Raw genomic sequence first — 15,911 nt, forward strand, 5'->3', positions numbered from 1 at the left:
TCGGTGCAAGAGTATACCGATTTTCAGGCGTTCAAGCGTTCAGACGCTCAAGGGACAGCAACTGCCCCTCTGCGGTAAATGTCATCAGAAAGCTGCCGTAGATACCCTCGTGCGTGAGAAATTGCCGCAGGTGATGGGCCGGCAGACTGATGCGCCGGCCGTCCCGGCTGCGCATTGTGACCCGCTTGGCGGTACCTCGATACCATTCGAGGTATCGCTCGGCGGGCAACGACAGGTCAAAAATCAACTGCTGCATGGCACTCCTTGCTAGGCCCGTCAGAGGTCCCTCAACCCATGTGGTTGTTGGCCCCCTGTGCCAGATCCAGCAATTCTCGCATAGCTACGGAGATCATGGGATAGTCGCCGGTGGTCGCGCTCTTGAGATCCGTGAGCATGTTGCGCCAGCGCACCAGCAACTGATCGTTACGCTCTATCCAATTGTCGACCACAGCGTCCACCTCGGTCTCCTCACTGGAGGACTGCAGCGCCGACACCGTCATGGTCCTCAACAGTCCATCCAGGTCGTCACGATAGCTTTCGCGCGCCAGCGCCTGCCAGTGGGTGTCCACCTGCAGGTTGGAAACCAGCTGTCCAAACCAGGGAATCTGCAACTCGCTTGCCAATATGAAGGAAACCCTGGCAACCCGTTCCGTTGCCTGTCCGGTAGCGTCCGCCGCCTCGATGATGCCAAGCATCGAGTAAAACAAGCCGGTGCCGGCAATCATGCGAGCGATCTGCTCCGGTACGCCGGCTGCCAGGTAGCTGTTGTAGCGGGTTTCCCACACGCCCCGCTTGGGCCCTTCGAAGAGGCCATCGAACTGTTCGGCGAGTGCCGCGACGCGCGGTCCGAAATGCGCCACTTCGTCCCCGGCACGCAAATCCAGCCGACGGTTACGGATGAACCAGCGCGTCGCACGGCGCCCGAGTCGCATCAGATCATCCATCAGATCGAACTGCACCTGCGCTGGCACCTGATAGTCCAGCGCCTCGATGGTCGCGAAATGATGATTCAAGCGAAACACATCGCGGGCAACGACGTAGGCCCTGGCAATTTCGCCAACCGATGCGCCGGTTGATTGCTCGAGCCGCCGCTGGAAGGTCACCCCCATGTGATTGACCATATCGTTTGCCAGCTGGGTGGCGATGATTTCACGACGCAGACGGTGGCCGGCCAGAGCATCCCCATGTCGCGCAACCAGGGTCGCAGGAAACGCCGTATTCAGTTCCTCGCCAAGGTACTCATCGTCGGGCACATCCGAGGCGGCGAGCGTCTCCTTGAGCTCCGCCTTGGAATAGGAAATCAGGATCGCCAACTCCGCCCGGGTCAGCCCTTCGTCGCGTGCCGAGCGTTCGGCCAGCTGTTCGTCCTCGGGGATGAATTCCAGCGACCGGCTCAGCTTGCCGGAGGCTTCCAGTGCACTGATCAGCCGACGGTATTCTCCCATGGCCAAACGCGCCTGGCGTTCAGCCAGACTGATTGCCTGAGTCTGCTTGTAGTTGTTGGCGAGCACCAGACCAGACACTTCATCGGTCATGCTGGCCAGCAGGCGGTCGCGCTGCTTGCCGGTCATCTCCTGGGCGGCGACCACCTCGTTGAGCAGGATCTTGATATTGACCTCATGGTCGGAACAATCGACCCCGCCTGCGTTATCAATGAAATCAGTATTGCAGTGACCACCCTTGAGGCTGTATTCGATGCGACCACGCTGGGTCATGCCCAGGTTGCCACCCTCGCCCACTACCCGGCAACGCAGCTCGGCACCGTTTACCCGCACGCCATCGTTGGCCTTGTCACCCACGTCAGCGTGGCTTTCCGCCGCGCTTTTCACATAGGTGCCGATACCGCCGTTCCAGATCAGGTCAACCGGTGCCTTGAGCAAGCGATTAATGAACTCGTTAGGGGTGAGCTTATCCTCGCTGATGTCGAACAACTGCTGCATCTGCGGCGTCAAATGAATCTGCTTGAGGCTGCGTTCGAATATGCCGCCGCCTTCAGAGATCAGGCTGCTGTCATAGTCGCTCCAGCTGGAACGCGGCATGTTGAACAGCCGCTCACGCTCGACAAAACTCGCCTCGGGATCTGGGTTCGGATCAATAAAGATATGCATATGGTTGAAGGCCGCGACGACCTTCAACTGGCGAGACAACAACATGCCATTGCCGAACACGTCGCCGGCCATATCACCGATACCGACGACTGTCACAGGCTCTTCCTGAACGTTGATTCCCAGCTCGCGGAAGTGCCGCTGTACCGATACCCATGCACCCCGGGCAGTAATACCCATGGCCTTGTGGTCATAACCCGCTGAGCCGCCGGAGGCGAACGCGTCGCCAAGCCAGAAGTTGTACTGGGCAGCAATCGAGTTGGCGATATCGGAGAAACTTGCGGTGCCCTTATCCGCCGCGACGACCAGGTAAGGATCGTCGCCATCATGGCGGACCACCTGTTCCGGGGGCGATACGTCGCCTTCAACATAATTATCAGTAATGTCCAGCAAACCTTTTATAAATAAGCGATAACACGCGATAGCTTCTTGCTGAATCTCATCCCGCGTGCCGCTTACCGGCAGCCGCCGCGGAACGAAGCCGCCCTTCGCGCCGACCGGCACAATGACCGCGTTCTTGACCTGCTGCGCCTTGACCAGACCCAGCACCTCGGTCCGGTAATCTTCCTCACGATCGGACCAACGCAGGCCGCCACGGGCCACCTTGCCGCCGCGCAGATGGACGCCTTCGAAGCGTGGCGAGTAGACATACATCTCGAACATCGGTCGCGGCAGTGGCAGTTCCGGGATGCGCTGCGGATCGAGCTTGATGCTGATGTAGTCCTTCGGCTCACCCTGCTCGTCGTTCTGGTAGAAGTTGGTACGCAGCGTGGCTTTGATCAGATCCAGATAACGACGCAGGATGCGGTCCTCATTGAGCACCGCCACGCCGTCCAACGCATTGATAATGGCCTGTTCCAGACGCTCTTCCAGCTCGGCGGCGGAGGATTTGCGCGCCAGATAGAAACGCGTTTTGAACAGCCGTACCAGTTCCCGGGAAATGGTCGAATGGGTCACCAGCGTGTTGGCCAGATAAGGCAGTTCGAAACCCATACGAATCTGCTTGATGTAACGCCCGTAGGTGCGCAGCAGTGCCACGTCGCGCCAGGACATACTGGCCAGCATGACCAGGCGATTGAAGCCGTCATTCTCCGCGTAGCCGCGCCAGATATTGATAAAAGCATCGCGGAACAGCTGATTGACCTCCTGGATATCCTGGGCGCTGTCCAAGGCGTAGGTGAATTCAAAGTCATGAATCCAGTACACCGGGCCGTCCGCGCTGGCGATGCGGAAGGGAAATTCGCCCATGACCCGCAAACCCAGATTCTCCAGAATCGGCATCACATCGGATAAGGGCAGCGGCTCGTGCAAGTGGTACAGCTTGCAATGCAGTACGCCGGGCTTCTGTCGCAGCGGTTGGTAAAAACTCATGCCCAGCGGATCCTGCTCGCTCAGGTTGAGCAGATGCTTCAGGTCGACGACGGCCGAAGCCGTGGTAAACCGCTCACTGTATCCGGCTGGAAAACTGTCGGAGAAGCTATCCCATGCTTCGGTGGCATCGGCCTCGCCCAGCGTTTCGTGTAACCGGTCTCGGAAATCGTCGTGCCAGCTGCGGCATGCCTGGATAACGTCCTGCTCTATTTTCACGTGATCAAGTTCCTGGCCGTGTTTGGGGTCGACGCGCAGAATGAACTGGGTGCGCGTCAGGATCGATTCGGAGAAATACGTCCAGAACTCACACTCGCTGGATTTGAGGCGATCCATCAATACCGCCTGAATCTTCATACGGATGTCGGTGGAGTACAGGTCGCGTGGCACATAGGCCAGGCAGTAATAGAAGCGGCCATAGTTGCCACGCCTCAGGAAAACCCTGATGCGCGCGCGCTCCTGGATCTGCACGATGCTCACCGCAGTCTCCAGCAGTTGTTCCTTGGACATCTGAAACAGATCGTCCCTCGGCAACACCTGCAGCACCCGCTCGAGGTCCTTGCCAAGATGACTGTGCGGATCCAGCCCGGCCTCCTGCTTCACCACCTCGACCTTGCGGCGCAGGTGAGGAATGCGCGACACACTCTCGGTGTACACCCGCGAGGTGTATAGCCCGGAGAAGCGATGTTCGACCAGCACCTTGCCGTGTTCGTCAATCTCCCGCACAGACACATAGTCCGGATAGGCCGGGCGATGCACGCGGCTCATCCGCGACGCCTTGGCAAAGGACAGCAGCAAGGGCGCGGTCAGGTAATCGAGTACTTCCTCCGGCAGATCCGAGGTAACGTCATCCAACGGGTCACAGACCGCCACGCCAAGGCTGTACTCACGATCCACACCCAGCCGGCCCTGGGGCAGCCCCTCGTGAATATGAAACCGCTCGTAGCCAAGGAAGGTGAAATGATCAGCCAGCAACCAATGGAGAAACTCCACGGCCTCGGCGCGCTCCTCGGCTGGAAACTGCGATTGCCCTTCGGTATTGAGCATCTCGGCCAACTCGATCATGCGCTGCTGCATGGGCTGGAAATCAGCGACCGCGGCGCGCACATGACTCAAGGCATCGACCACCGCCTCCTGCACCGAGCGCAACTCCTGAGTGCTGGAACAGCGGTCGATTTCGATGAACATCACCGACTCGGCATGCCCCGGAGCGGTCGGATCGTTACGGCCGTGAACCTGCAGCAACTGTCCCTGCGAATCACGTTCCACCCGCATCACACTGTTCTGCATGGTATGCACGAGATAGCCCTGGCGTTTGAGCTCCATGCGCACCGAGTCCACCAGAAAGGGGGCGTCGCAATGCAGGATCTCGACCACCGAGTGCGTACCCTGCCAACCGTGTTGCTGCGTATCGGGGTTGAATACCCGAATCTTCTGTTCATTACCGTCAAAATGCTGAAAGAATCGCCAGGCGGAAAGCGTACAGCCGAGCAGGTCCGAATCATGCCGTCCGCGCAGCTCTTCGAGCGGGACAATGCCAAAGAATTGCTGGCTGAAGCGCGCAATGTTTTCCGCATCACCTGGCTCCACCAGTGCCTGCAAACGTTCGCTGAGCACTGCAAGCAATTCATCTTTACTACTGGCCATTATTAATGCCATGTTTCCTCCAGCAATGATTGGAACCGGCCTGCAACAGACCGACTGGGCATAAGGCATACCAGCCTTGCCATGACCGCCACGCCACAGCTGAGTTAACATACAGCGTCTGGCTCGACAATGTAGGTCGAGTTGGACAGCGGAGCGTCAATAGCCCCAGTCTAGACCAAAAGCATGTCCTGGCAGTGACTGCCAGCAGGAGCCTCAATTCATGGACACCCATCATGACGCACCGTAATGCCCTACTTGAACTGAAGGCCTTTATGGGCCAACAGATATTCGGTCAGGAACAGCTCATTGAACGCATGTTGATATGCCTGCTCGCTGCCGGACATGTACTGGTGGAAGGTGCGCCGGGTTTGGCCAAGACCCGCGCAATCAAGGTATTGTCAGAAGGCATCGAGGCGGACTTCCACCGCGTGCAGTTCACCCCTGACCTGCTGCCAGCAGACATCACGGGCACCGAAATCTACCGACCCGAGACCGCCAGCTTCAGCTTCCAGCAAGGCCCCATATTCCATCACCTGGTCCTCGCAGACGAAATCAACCGCGCGCCGGCCAAGGTGCAATCGGCGCTACTGGAGGCCATGGCCGAGCGACAGGTCAGTATTGGCCGGCAGACCTATCCGCTGCCAGAACTCTTCATGGTCATGGCCACGCAAAACCCGATCGAGCAGGAAGGCACCTACCCCCTGCCGGAAGCCCAGCTTGACCGCTTTCTGATGCACGTGCGCATTGGCTTCCCGGATGCCGCGCTGGAGAAACAGATCCTGCAGCTGGCCCGTGGCGAAGCGCGCGGCGAAGAGCCGCAGATGGCCAGACGCATCAGTCAGGAAACCATTCTGGCCGCGCGCCAGGAAGTGCTCGACATGTTCATGGCGGACGCGGTGGAGGAATACCTGATCCAGCTGATCATGGCGACCCGGCGACCGGAAATGTACAGCCCACAGCTTGCCGACTGGCTACAACTGGGCGCCAGCCCCCGTGGCACCATCGCGCTGGATCGCTGCGCCCGCGCCCATGCGTGGCTCGCCGGCCGGGACTTCGTCAGCCCTGAAGACGTGCAGGCGGTGGTCCATCCGGTACTGCGGCACCGGCTTATCCTCAGTTTTGAAGCTGAGGCCGAGGGTATCGATGCCGATCGGGTCATCGCGCTGCTTCTCGAATCCGTTGCAGTGGTCTGAGCATGTATATCGATGGCGCGGATGCGCTGGTAAGGGTCACGCTGCAATCCCTTCTGGATGCTAGGCGGCATTGCCAGGAGCTGCCGCTGTTCAGTCGCCCGATGCGCACCAGTCGCCAGACCGGCCGCCAGTACTCGCGACTGCGCGGGCGGGGCATGGATTTCGATCAGGTAAGGGCCTATCAGCCCGGCGACGACATCCGCACCATTGACTGGCGCGTCACCGCACGCACCCAGAAGGTCCACACCAAGGTATTCAACGAAGAACGCGAGCGCCCGGTGTTCATCATCTGCGAACAGAGCAGCCGCCTGTTTTTCGGCAGCCGTCACAGTATGAAGTCAGTGTTGGGCGCCGACGCCTGCGCCCTGATCGCCTGGACTGCGTTGTCGCATAATGACCGGGTGGGCGGCATGGTCTTCGCCGCAGACGCCTGCCATGAAGTGCGTCCGCGTCGCAGTCGCCAGGCCATCCTGCAGCTGTTTCGCCTGCTTCTGCAGGCCAACGAGCGCATTCCCGAGGCCACCGAGGCGCCAGCCGAAGCAACCGCCGAACCCTTGAACATGGCGCTGCGGCACAGCAGGGAGATCATCCGACCCGGCAGCATTCTTTATCTGCTCTGCGATCACAGTGCGATCGACAACATGAATCAGTCCCTGCTCGCCCCCCTCGCCGCCCACAACGACATTATTCTGCTGCCTTTGTTCGACCCCCTGGATGCGGAGCTGCCCAAGGCGGGTATTCTGGACTTCATACAAGGTGAGCAACGCTTCAGCGTCGACACCGACAATCCCGCCGTGCGCGGCGCCTGGCAACAACAATTTGCCGACCAACAGCAAGCCTGGCAGCGCCTGGCCCGACGTTTACGCTGCAGCCTGAGCATGCTCGACAGCTCGCTGACAGCAGTCGAGCAACTGAGTCTTATGCTCGGTGCCCGCACTGGCCGCGCCCCCCGCCGATGAGCAGCGAACTGAGCACCGCGCTGATCCATCCAGCGCCACCCTCACCCGTGTCCTGGTGGCCACCCGCCCCAGGCTGGTGGCTACTGTTGGGGCTGACACTGTTGTTGCTATTGCTTCTCCCCCGCGTGTTGCGCAGTGTTCAGCGCCGCCGACTGGCGCGCACCCGGGTGACTCAGGCCCTGCACGGGTTACCCGCTACGCTGCCGGATCGGGAATGGCTGGCAGCAGCCAACAAAACACTCAAGCGGTTACTCAAGCGCCAAGGGAATGACCGCGCCACACGCCTGTTCGGTGATGACTGGCTGGACTACCTCTGCGCCACCTATCCCGAACCCAACCGTCACAGCCTGCAGCCCCTGGCGGCCGATCTGTACCGCCCTGATGTAACACTGACAGCCGACCAGCGTCGGGCTCTGGAACACGAACTCAAGCGCTGGTTGCAGCATAATCATGTTTGAATTTGACTGGCCGCTGCTATTTCTTCTGTTTCCACTGCCCTGGCTGATCCGGCGGTTCGCGCCACCAGCGGAAAATCGTCCGGCGGCACTGCAGATCGCTTTCATGTCCAGACTGCGGGCGGTTCAGCCAGAGCCGGCCAAGCCTGGCGTCCGACGCACGCCCTGGGTCTTCCTGCTGATATGGCTGTTGATACTCAGCGCAGCCGCACGGCCCCAGCTGCTCGGCGATCCGTTACCCATGGAGGTCACCGGCCGCGACATGATGTTGGCCATCGACCTGTCCGGCAGTATGGAATTTCGCGACATGCAACTTGATGGAGAAGAGACAGACCGCCTGAGCCTGGTGCAACAGGTGATGGGACAGTTTATCCAGCGTCGTCATGGCGACCGGCTGGGGCTTATTCTGTTTGGCTCCCAGGCGTTTGTTCAGGCACCCCTCACGCATGATCGGCGCAGCGTCCGGAAATGGCTGGATGAGTCCTTCATCGGACTCGCTGGTCGACAGACCGCCATTGGCGATGCCATTGGTCTGGCAATCAAGCGCCTGGAGCAGCAACCCGCCGAACGCCGCGTGCTGCTGTTGATCACCGACGGTGCCAACAACGCCGGCCGGATCAGCGCAATCCAGGCCGCCAGACTCGCAGCCGAACGGCAAATCCGTATTTTTACCATCGGGATTGGTGCAGAGACTGCGCCCATGCAGGGCGACACCAGCGAAGGGTTGTTCGCGGAACGCGACCCTTCGGTGGAGCTGGACGAAGGTACGCTCAAGGAAATCGCCCTGCTCACCGGCGGCGAGTACTTTCGAGCCCGGGACAGCGAGAGCTTTGAACAGATCAACCAGCAACTGGATAGCCTGGAGCCCGCGCTGCATGAGGGACGCACGCTGCGTCAGAGCCTTCCGCTGTATCCCTGGCCGCTGGGGCTGGCGCTGATCCTCAGCATGGCCCTGACCGGCTGGTATCGGAGGTCAAATGTGGCTTGAATCGCTAGCCGGTTTCAGCTTTTCGCGGCCTGTCTGGCTGCTTGCGCTGCTCCCGGCGCTGGCGTTGTGCTGGCTGGCCTACCAGCACGCTCACCGAGGTTCGGGGTGGGAGTCGATACTGCCGTCGCATCTGCAACACTGGCTGTTGCGACGCCAACCCGGCAACGCCAATCGCAGCCGCTATCTGCTGCTGGCCGGCTGCTGGCTGGTGGCGATTCTCGCACTGGCCGGTCCGTCCCAGGAAGTCTCCGCGCCTGCCACATCCGCATCTCAGCCAACTGTACTGATCGTGCTGGATGTGTCGCACAACATGCTGTCCGACGATCTGCAGCCGACCCGCCTGATTCGCGCCAAGCGCAAGTTGCGCGACATCCTGGCCCTGCCCGATGACTACCAGGTGGGTCTGATTGCCTACGCCGGCAGCGCGCACCGGGTGACGCCCTTGAGCAACGATCCGGCAACGCTGACAAGTCTGTTGCAGGCCCTGGAGCCCGCGATCATGCCGTCCTCGGGGCGGGATCTGGATCAGGCCTTGACGCTGGCGCGCGATAGCATCAGCGAACTGCCGCGCAGCATCCGTGTACTGGTACTCACCAGCGGTGCAGACGAAACAGAACTTGCCGCCCTGGAGCAACATGCTGAGGCACTGGGCGCCCAGCTCGCCGTGCTGGGCGTGGGTACCGCCGAGGGCGCGCCAGTAGCACTTGAGGAAGGCGGGTTCATGCGCGATGACCAGGGTCGCATACTGCTGCCACGGCTCAATGCCCGGGCGCTGGCGAGCACGGTTCGCCGGCATGGCGGTAGTTATCATGGGATGACGCTGGATGACCGCGATCTGCAGCGCGTGTTACCCACAGTCGGCCCAACCAGCCAGGCTAGCAGCGAGGCCGAGGACGGCGAAGCCATCCGATCGATCAGGGACTACGGCGCCTGGCTGGCGCTGTTACTGGTGCCGCTGGCGGCACTAGGCGCGCGGCGCGGTTGGCTAGGCCTGCTCGTATGCGCCGCATTGCTGCCGATGCCGGCCGACGCTGGCTGGGCGGACTATTGGCAGCGCCCGGATCAGCAAGGCGCAGCCTTGCTTGAACAGGATCAACCCCGAGCCGCAGCCGAGCGCTTTGAGGATCCCGCCTGGCGCGCCTGGGCGTGGTACCAGGCCGAGGATTACGCGCAGGCAGCCGACGCCTACGCTGAACAGCTGAAGCAGCGACCTGATGATGCCGACAGTTACTTCAACTATGGCACAGCGCTCGCCTTGAGCGGTCGCTATCCCGAGGCGCTGGAGGCGTTTGAACAGGCACTGACGCGTAATCCTGAGCATCATCCGGCGCGCCACAACCGCGATCGGATCGAAGCCCTCCTCGAAGAACAAAAGCGCCAACAGGCTGAGCAGGACAAACAAAACGCCGAAGCGGGCGACAACGCTGCGGAGACGGCCGACGCAACACCCGATCAGGTGTCGGGCGAAACACCGCCACCCTCACCCAGCGATACCGCATCCGATCGCGAGCCGCAGAGCGTTGAGCCCGCACCCGGTTCCGATCCCGAAACTGACGTTGAAAATGGCGCGAGCGCCGCGCCTGATGCCGCGCCGGGAGCGTCGAGCCGTGCGGCACAGGGCAATCAGACAGATGCCGGCTCGCCCGACGACGCCAATGCTGCTGCAGACGCCTCCAGGGTGGTACACAATGAACAGCAGCAAGCGCTTGATCAGTGGCTCGAGGCGATCCCCGACGAGCCCGCTGAGCTGCTTCGGCGCAAGTTTCTGTATCAATACCAGCAGCGTAAGGAAGCGCAGCCGTGAACCGATTCATAATGTTGTTGGCGTTACTGATGATGCCGATGCTGGCGCAAGCCTCGCTGCTGGCCAGCGTTGATCGCACCCGGCTGGTCGAAGGCGATACGCTGGAGTTGACGCTTGAAACGCCTCAGGCCAGCCGGTCCACGCGTCCGGACTTCAGCCCGCTGGAGGAGCACTTCCGGATCCAGGCAACGCGGCAGCTCAACCTGGTCAGCCAGGCCGACGGTAGCGCCCAGCGCACTACCCGCTGGGTGATCACCCTGCTGCCCAAACGCACCGGCTACGTGGCGATACCACCAATCAGGATTGGCGATCTGCAAAGCGAACCCATCGGGCTCCAGATCCTCACCAAGGCCCAGGCCGCCCAGGACACCGTCGCTCAGCTGGCACCCATTTTCATCGACAGTGAAGTGGATGTGGAAAATCCCTACGTGCAGGCGCAGGTGCTGCTGACGCTGAAGGTTTATCATTCAGTCTCACTCTACGACGACTCGATCCTGAGTGGATTGGAGATCCCCGATGCACGGGTGGAGAGTCTGGGACCTGCACGCCAGTCCGAGCAGTTGATCAACGGCGTGCGGCACGGCGTCATCGAAGTCCGCTATGCCATCTATCCGCAGCAAAATGGCATCCTGGAAATCCCCTCGCAATTGTTCAGCGCCACCACCTTGCAGCCGGTCGATCCCTCCGCGCGGTTCTCGGCGCGTACCGGACGCCTGGTCCAGGTGCGCTCGCCGAGCATTATGCTGGACGTCCGGCCTGTGCCAGATGGCTATCCCTCGGGCGCGCCCTGGATTCCCGCCAGCGAACTCACCTTCACCGAACATTGGCAGCCGGACCCCGGCGTTGATCTGATCACCGGCGAACCCCTTACCCGCACCCTTACCATCGAAGCGCAAGGTCTGAGTGCCAGTCAGTTACCGATCATGCATAGCCTGGTGCCAGGCACCGAGAAACACCTGCGTCAGTACACTGATCAGCCCAAACTGGAAAACCAGACCAGCGACACCGGCATACGCGGCATCCGTCAGGACAGTGCTGCACTGATTGCCCAGACCGAAGGCGTCTTCCAGGTACCGGAGCTGCAATTGTATTGGTGGGACACCATCGAGGACCGGCTGCGCACCGAGCGGCTGGACAGTGTGACCTTGAATGTCAGCGGCATGGACAATCTCACCCCATCGATCAGCGAGCCAGGCCTGACACAAACAAACGTCAGCTCAGGCCCCGCCGTCTGGCCCTGGCAACTCGCAAGCCTGCTGCTGAGCATCGCGTTGAGCACCTGCCTGTTGCTGCTCTACCGCGCCCGACGCGCCTTGCGCGATAGCGAAGTGATCGAAGAAGAGGAAATCCTGGGCGAGGAGCATCAGGGCAATCCGCTGGGTGATCTACAGCTGGCCTGTCGTGGCAATCACCCAGCCGAAGCCCGCAAGGCGCTAGAAGCCTGGGCCCGGCAGCAACACAGCGAAGGCCTGATAGCCCTGACGCATCACAATCAGGAGTTGGCCGAGGCACTGGACGAGCTGAACGCCTGTCTGTTTGGCCAGACGGAAAGTCCCTGGCGTGGCAAGCCACTCTGGCGTGCGGTGCGCATGACCATTCAAAGCCGCCAGCGCGCAGCAGAAGCCCCCAGCGACCCGCTTGGTACGCTTTACCCCGACGTTTAACTCCTCGCCTCCTACCGGGAACCGCCTTCCTGCCCTTTGCGAAAATGCCCAGGGCGTTTCGCGCAGGCATAAAAAAAGCCGCTCCCTGGGGAGCGGCTTTTGGTAGTGCAAGGTAATTACTTACCGCGCAGCTTATCCGGACGAATCAGGAAGCGTGCCAGCGCTGGCAACAGCCACAGGGCGCCGAACATGTTCCACAGGAACATGAAGGTCAGCAGAATACCCATGTCTGCCTGGAACTTGATCGCGGAGAAGATCCAGGTCGCTACACCGATGGCCAGAGTGAAGCCGGTGAACGTTACCGCCTTACCCGTGGTCTTTAGCGTCTCGTAGTAGGCTTCCTGCAGCGGCAGGCCCTGACGCAGATAGGTCTCCAGGCGACTATAGATATAGATGCCGTAGTCGACACCGATACCCACGCCCAGGGCGATCACCGGCAGCGTGGCGACTTTCACACCAATCCCCAGGAATGCCATCAGCGCGTTAGCCAGAACCGAGGTCAGCGCCAGCGGGATGATGATACAGAGCACCGCGCGGATCGAGCGGAAGGTAATCAGACACATCAGGATGACCACCACATACACAGTGATAAGCATCTTGGTTTGTGACTTCTCGATCACCTCGTTGGTGGCCGCTTCAATACCGGCGTTACCCGCCGCCAGCTTGAATTCCAGCTGGTCAGTGTTGTATTCCTCGGCGAAGGCTTCGACCTCGGCGGTAACCCGCTCAAGCGTATCGGCCTTGTGGTCGTTGAGGAAGAGCATCACCGGAACCAGCGAGCACGCCGAGTTGAACATGCCCGAGGGTGCCCGGCTGATCGCGTTGTTCAGGTTGTCCTGGTTACGCGAGAGCGTTTGCCATTTCAGGCTGCCCTCGTTGTTACCCATGATCACCTGCTTGGCCACGCTCACCATGGACACAGCGGACTGTACGCCCGGCAAATTCACCATGCGCCATTCCAGCTGATCGATCGCATCCATGGTCTCGTAGGTCGAGCACATTTCAGGCGGTGTGCTGACCATGACGACCAGTACGTCCGAGCTGGTGGAATAGTTGCGGATGATGAAGTCGTTATCCAGGTTGTAGCGCGAGTCCGCACGCAGCTCCGGCGCACCCGGATCAAGGTCACCGATCTCGACCTTCTGACCATGGTAGATACCGAAACCGAAGCCCAGGATAGCCAGCACCACTGAAATCGGAGCAACGGTCGGGTGAGCGAACTTGGCGACCGTCAGCCACAACTTCTGTGGCCGCGATGCCATGTCACGGTTGCGTTGAATCGCCCGCTTGCTGATGCCGATGTAGGACATCAGCACGGGCAACAGGATCAGGTTGGTGAGAATGATGACCGCCACGCCGACCGAGGCAGCGATACCCAGCTCACGGATCACTTCGATCTGGATCAGCAGCAACGTGAGGAAGCCAACACCATCAGACAGCAGCGCGACGATACCGGGGATGTACAGAGACCGGAAAGCACGGCGTGCCGCAGTCGGAGCATCGTCAGCCGTGGCATATTCGATGGCCATCCCGTTGATGATCTGCACACCGTGGGAAATACCGATGGCAAATACCAGGAACGGAACCAGGATCGAATAAGGGTCCAGACCGAAGCCCATGGTGCGCAACAGACCCAGCTGCCAGACCACCGCAATCACCGAGCAGATCAACGCAGTCAGCGAGCTTTTGATACAGCGGGTGAACATCAACAGCAACACGAAGGTGATGGCCAGCGCCGCGCCAAAGAACAGCAACACCTTGAGGATGCCTTCGATCAGGTCGCCTACCTTCTTGGCGAAGCCGACGATATGAACGCTGATGTTGGGATTTTCATTCTGGAACTCGCTACGGATTTTCTCTTCCAGCTGACGCGAGAAGTCGCCGTAGTCGAGGCGAATCTGCTCGCCCTGGTCTTCCGGGTTCGGATAGGTTTCCTGCAGCGGTACTTCAATGATGGTTGACTTGAAGTTGTTCGCCACCAGGCGACCGATCTCGCCAGACTTGAGGATGTTGGTCCGCAATTCCTCGAGGTCTTCCTCGGTCAGATAGGCCGGTCGATTGGCCACCGGACCACCATCGAAACCGTACTCGGTCACTTCCGTCCAACGCACGTTGGGCGTCCACAGCGAGCGCATGCTGGAGCGGTCGACGCCGGGCAGGAAGAACACCTCGTCATTGATACGCTTGAGCGTCTCCATGTACTCGGTGGAGAAGATATCGCCATCTTCGATGGCCACCGCGATACGGATCGAGTTGCCCAGATTGGCCATCTCGTCCTGATGCTCAATCATGTTGATGATGTAAGGGTGTTCGAGAGGAATCATCTTCTCGAAGCTGGTATCCGGCTTGACCTGCGCTGCCTGGTACCCCAACAACAGGGTCACCACTAAAAAGAACAGCAGAACGACCAGCCGATTATTGAAGATCAACCGCTCGATAAACGGAGCGGTTTCCTGATGATGTTTGGACATCCAGTTTCTCCTGGCGTGTAATTATTATTGGACCGCGGGCGTACCGGCCGCAGGGATGCTGTCAGCTGCAGAACCGTTCTGCGGCATGCCGGTTGAATCACCCTTCACTGCGCCACGTTGGCCAAGCAGCAAGAGATTGCCGTTATCCAGTACCGTGGCTGATGCCAGAGCAGCCCGGTCGGGACGGCTTACCACCGTGAAATTGCGGCCCTGATCGTCGCTGGTCACCACAAAGCCCCCGGTTCCCACGACGACGATTTTGCCATCCTCGGAATAATCGCCGCCCGAGAGTGTGGCTTGCAGAGGACCATTGTGAGGTGTCATCAACGCGACCTCCTCCCAGGTATCGCCAAAATCTTCGGAACGGAACATGTTGCCGCGTAGCCCCCAGGCCAGCACCACGTTCGGCTCGCCGGTACCGGACACGCCAAACAAAGAGCCGTCATAGGGCAGATCTTCGATGGTTTCCCAGGTATCGCCGAAATCAGGAGAACGGAACATCATGCCCAGCTCGCCCACCATGAACAGGCCAGTCTCGGGAATTTCCGCAATGGCGTTGTAGTGAAAGCCGTCCTCGTTGTCGATCTCGTAGGTCAGGTCGTCCCAGTTCTGGCCGCCATCATCAGTGCGTAGAAACAGGCCATAGGCACCCGCAGCAAAACCGGTGCGGGTATCCCTGAACCAGACGTCCATCAGGGGTTTTTCCAACAGACCGGGGCCATCAGGATCAACTTCGTGCTCCAGTTCCGGGTCACGGTACTGGATGGTCCAGCTTTCCCCTGCATCACTGGTATGCAGAATCAGCGAGTCATGGCCCACCGCCCAGCCATGGGTGTCGTTGACAAAATCAACCGCCGTCAGCAACTGCCGGGTAGGCACCGGGGCCTGCTGCCAGCTTTCGCCTTTGTCATCGGAATAGAGAATGTGACCGCGTGAGCCCACCGCCACCAGGCGATCACCCGCACGATCTACGTCAAGGAGCAGCGCAGAGCTGGCCTTGGGAGAGATTACCGCTGCACTGGTTGCAGGTTCCTGCGCTTCCTGCGCTAGAGCAACTGGAGCCGAAATACTGGCGAGCACGACGGAGAGGCCCATGGCGGCCAATACCTGACGTGTTAATGATTGTTTGCCACCCGTGGCGAGCTGACCAGAAAAGCTGGTGAGACGACAGGATGAAGCGCGCCGCTTAATGGGCTTACGCATACCATTCCCCCTTATTCTTATAGGAACCCCTACCCAGATGGCAGGAGTCCTAAT

General features: G+C 60.2%; 10 protein-coding genes. 6 read left to right on the forward strand and 4 right to left on the reverse strand.

The window, feature by feature from the left end; genetic code table 11:
• Positions 1-31: 31 nt before the first annotated feature.
• Positions 32-256: a DUF2835 domain-containing protein gene (locus tag FHK95_RS07945; RefSeq protein WP_150304056.1), complete on the reverse strand. Its 225-nt coding sequence runs from the start codon at positions 254-256 to the stop codon at positions 32-34.
• A gap of 31 nt (positions 257-287) precedes the next feature.
• A complete protein-coding gene (locus FHK95_RS07950) occupies positions 288-5,132 on the reverse strand; it encodes an NAD-glutamate dehydrogenase (protein WP_150304057.1) in 4,845 nt (1,614 codons plus the stop codon).
• A gap of 221 nt (positions 5,133-5,353) precedes the next feature.
• On the opposite strand from FHK95_RS07950, the gene FHK95_RS07955 reads away from it, so the two are divergent.
• From FHK95_RS07955 to FHK95_RS07980, 6 genes are read left to right on the forward strand one after another with little or no spacing between them, the layout of a single operon-like run.
• Positions 5,354-6,313 (forward strand): AAA family ATPase, encoded by a 960-nt coding sequence (locus tag FHK95_RS07955; protein WP_150304058.1) that lies wholly within the window; start codon positions 5,354-5,356, stop codon positions 6,311-6,313.
• 2 nt (positions 6,314-6,315) lie between these two features.
• Positions 6,316-7,272, forward strand: coding sequence for a DUF58 domain-containing protein (locus tag FHK95_RS07960; RefSeq protein ID WP_150304059.1), 957 nt, complete (start codon positions 6,316-6,318; stop codon positions 7,270-7,272).
• A complete protein-coding gene (locus FHK95_RS07965; RefSeq protein WP_150304060.1) occupies positions 7,269-7,730 on the forward strand; it encodes a DUF4381 domain-containing protein in 462 nt (153 codons plus the stop codon). Before FHK95_RS07960 ends, FHK95_RS07965 begins: the two co-directional genes overlap by 4 nt.
• On the forward strand, positions 7,723-8,715 hold the full coding sequence (locus tag FHK95_RS07970; protein ID WP_150304061.1) for a vWA domain-containing protein: 993 nt from the start codon (positions 7,723-7,725) through the stop codon (positions 8,713-8,715). The genes FHK95_RS07965 and FHK95_RS07970 overlap by 8 nt, the downstream gene beginning before the upstream one ends.
• Positions 8,705-10,519 carry a VWA domain-containing protein gene (locus FHK95_RS07975; protein ID WP_150304062.1) on the forward strand — a complete coding sequence of 605 codons (1,815 nt, stop codon included), beginning with the start codon at positions 8,705-8,707 and terminating at the stop codon, positions 10,517-10,519. Before FHK95_RS07970 ends, FHK95_RS07975 begins: the two co-directional genes overlap by 11 nt.
• On the forward strand, positions 10,516-12,183 hold the full coding sequence (locus FHK95_RS07980) for a BatD family protein (protein WP_150304063.1): 1,668 nt from the start codon (positions 10,516-10,518) through the stop codon (positions 12,181-12,183). The genes FHK95_RS07975 and FHK95_RS07980 overlap by 4 nt, the downstream gene beginning before the upstream one ends.
• Before the next feature lie 116 nt (positions 12,184-12,299).
• On the opposite strand, the gene FHK95_RS07985 is transcribed toward FHK95_RS07980, so the two are convergent.
• Both FHK95_RS07985 and FHK95_RS07990 read right to left on the reverse strand, forming a co-directional pair.
• On the reverse strand, positions 12,300-14,654 hold the full coding sequence (locus tag FHK95_RS07985; RefSeq protein WP_150304064.1) for an efflux RND transporter permease subunit: 2,355 nt from the start codon (positions 14,652-14,654) through the stop codon (positions 12,300-12,302).
• A gap of 24 nt (positions 14,655-14,678) precedes the next feature.
• Positions 14,679-15,857: a YCF48-related protein gene (locus tag FHK95_RS07990; RefSeq protein WP_150304065.1), complete on the reverse strand. Its 1,179-nt coding sequence runs from the start codon at positions 15,855-15,857 to the stop codon at positions 14,679-14,681.
• Positions 15,858-15,911 lie beyond the last annotated feature (54 nt).

Source organism: Pseudomonas saliphila, assembly GCF_008638345.1.
Classification (GTDB): Bacteria; Pseudomonadota; Gammaproteobacteria; order Pseudomonadales; family Pseudomonadaceae; genus Halopseudomonas; species Halopseudomonas saliphila.

Coding starts and splice junctions, on each gene's coding strand:
- FHK95_RS07945 (WP_150304056.1), bottom strand. CDS start 256: ATGCAGCAGTTGATTTTTGACCTGTCGTTGCCCGCCGAGCGATACCTC.
- FHK95_RS07950 (WP_150304057.1), bottom strand. CDS start 5,132: ATGGCATTAATAATGGCCAGTAGTAAAGATGAATTGCTTGCAGTGCTC.
- FHK95_RS07955 (WP_150304058.1), top strand. CDS start 5,354: ATGACGCACCGTAATGCCCTACTTGAACTGAAGGCCTTTATGGGCCAA.
- FHK95_RS07960 (WP_150304059.1), top strand. CDS start 6,316: ATGTATATCGATGGCGCGGATGCGCTGGTAAGGGTCACGCTGCAATCC.
- FHK95_RS07965 (WP_150304060.1), top strand. CDS start 7,269: ATGAGCAGCGAACTGAGCACCGCGCTGATCCATCCAGCGCCACCCTCA.
- FHK95_RS07970 (WP_150304061.1), top strand. CDS start 7,723: ATGTTTGAATTTGACTGGCCGCTGCTATTTCTTCTGTTTCCACTGCCC.
- FHK95_RS07975 (WP_150304062.1), top strand. CDS start 8,705: ATGTGGCTTGAATCGCTAGCCGGTTTCAGCTTTTCGCGGCCTGTCTGG.
- FHK95_RS07985 (WP_150304064.1), bottom strand. CDS start 14,654: ATGTCCAAACATCATCAGGAAACCGCTCCGTTTATCGAGCGGTTGATC.
- FHK95_RS07990 (WP_150304065.1), bottom strand. CDS start 15,857: ATGCGTAAGCCCATTAAGCGGCGCGCTTCATCCTGTCGTCTCACCAGC.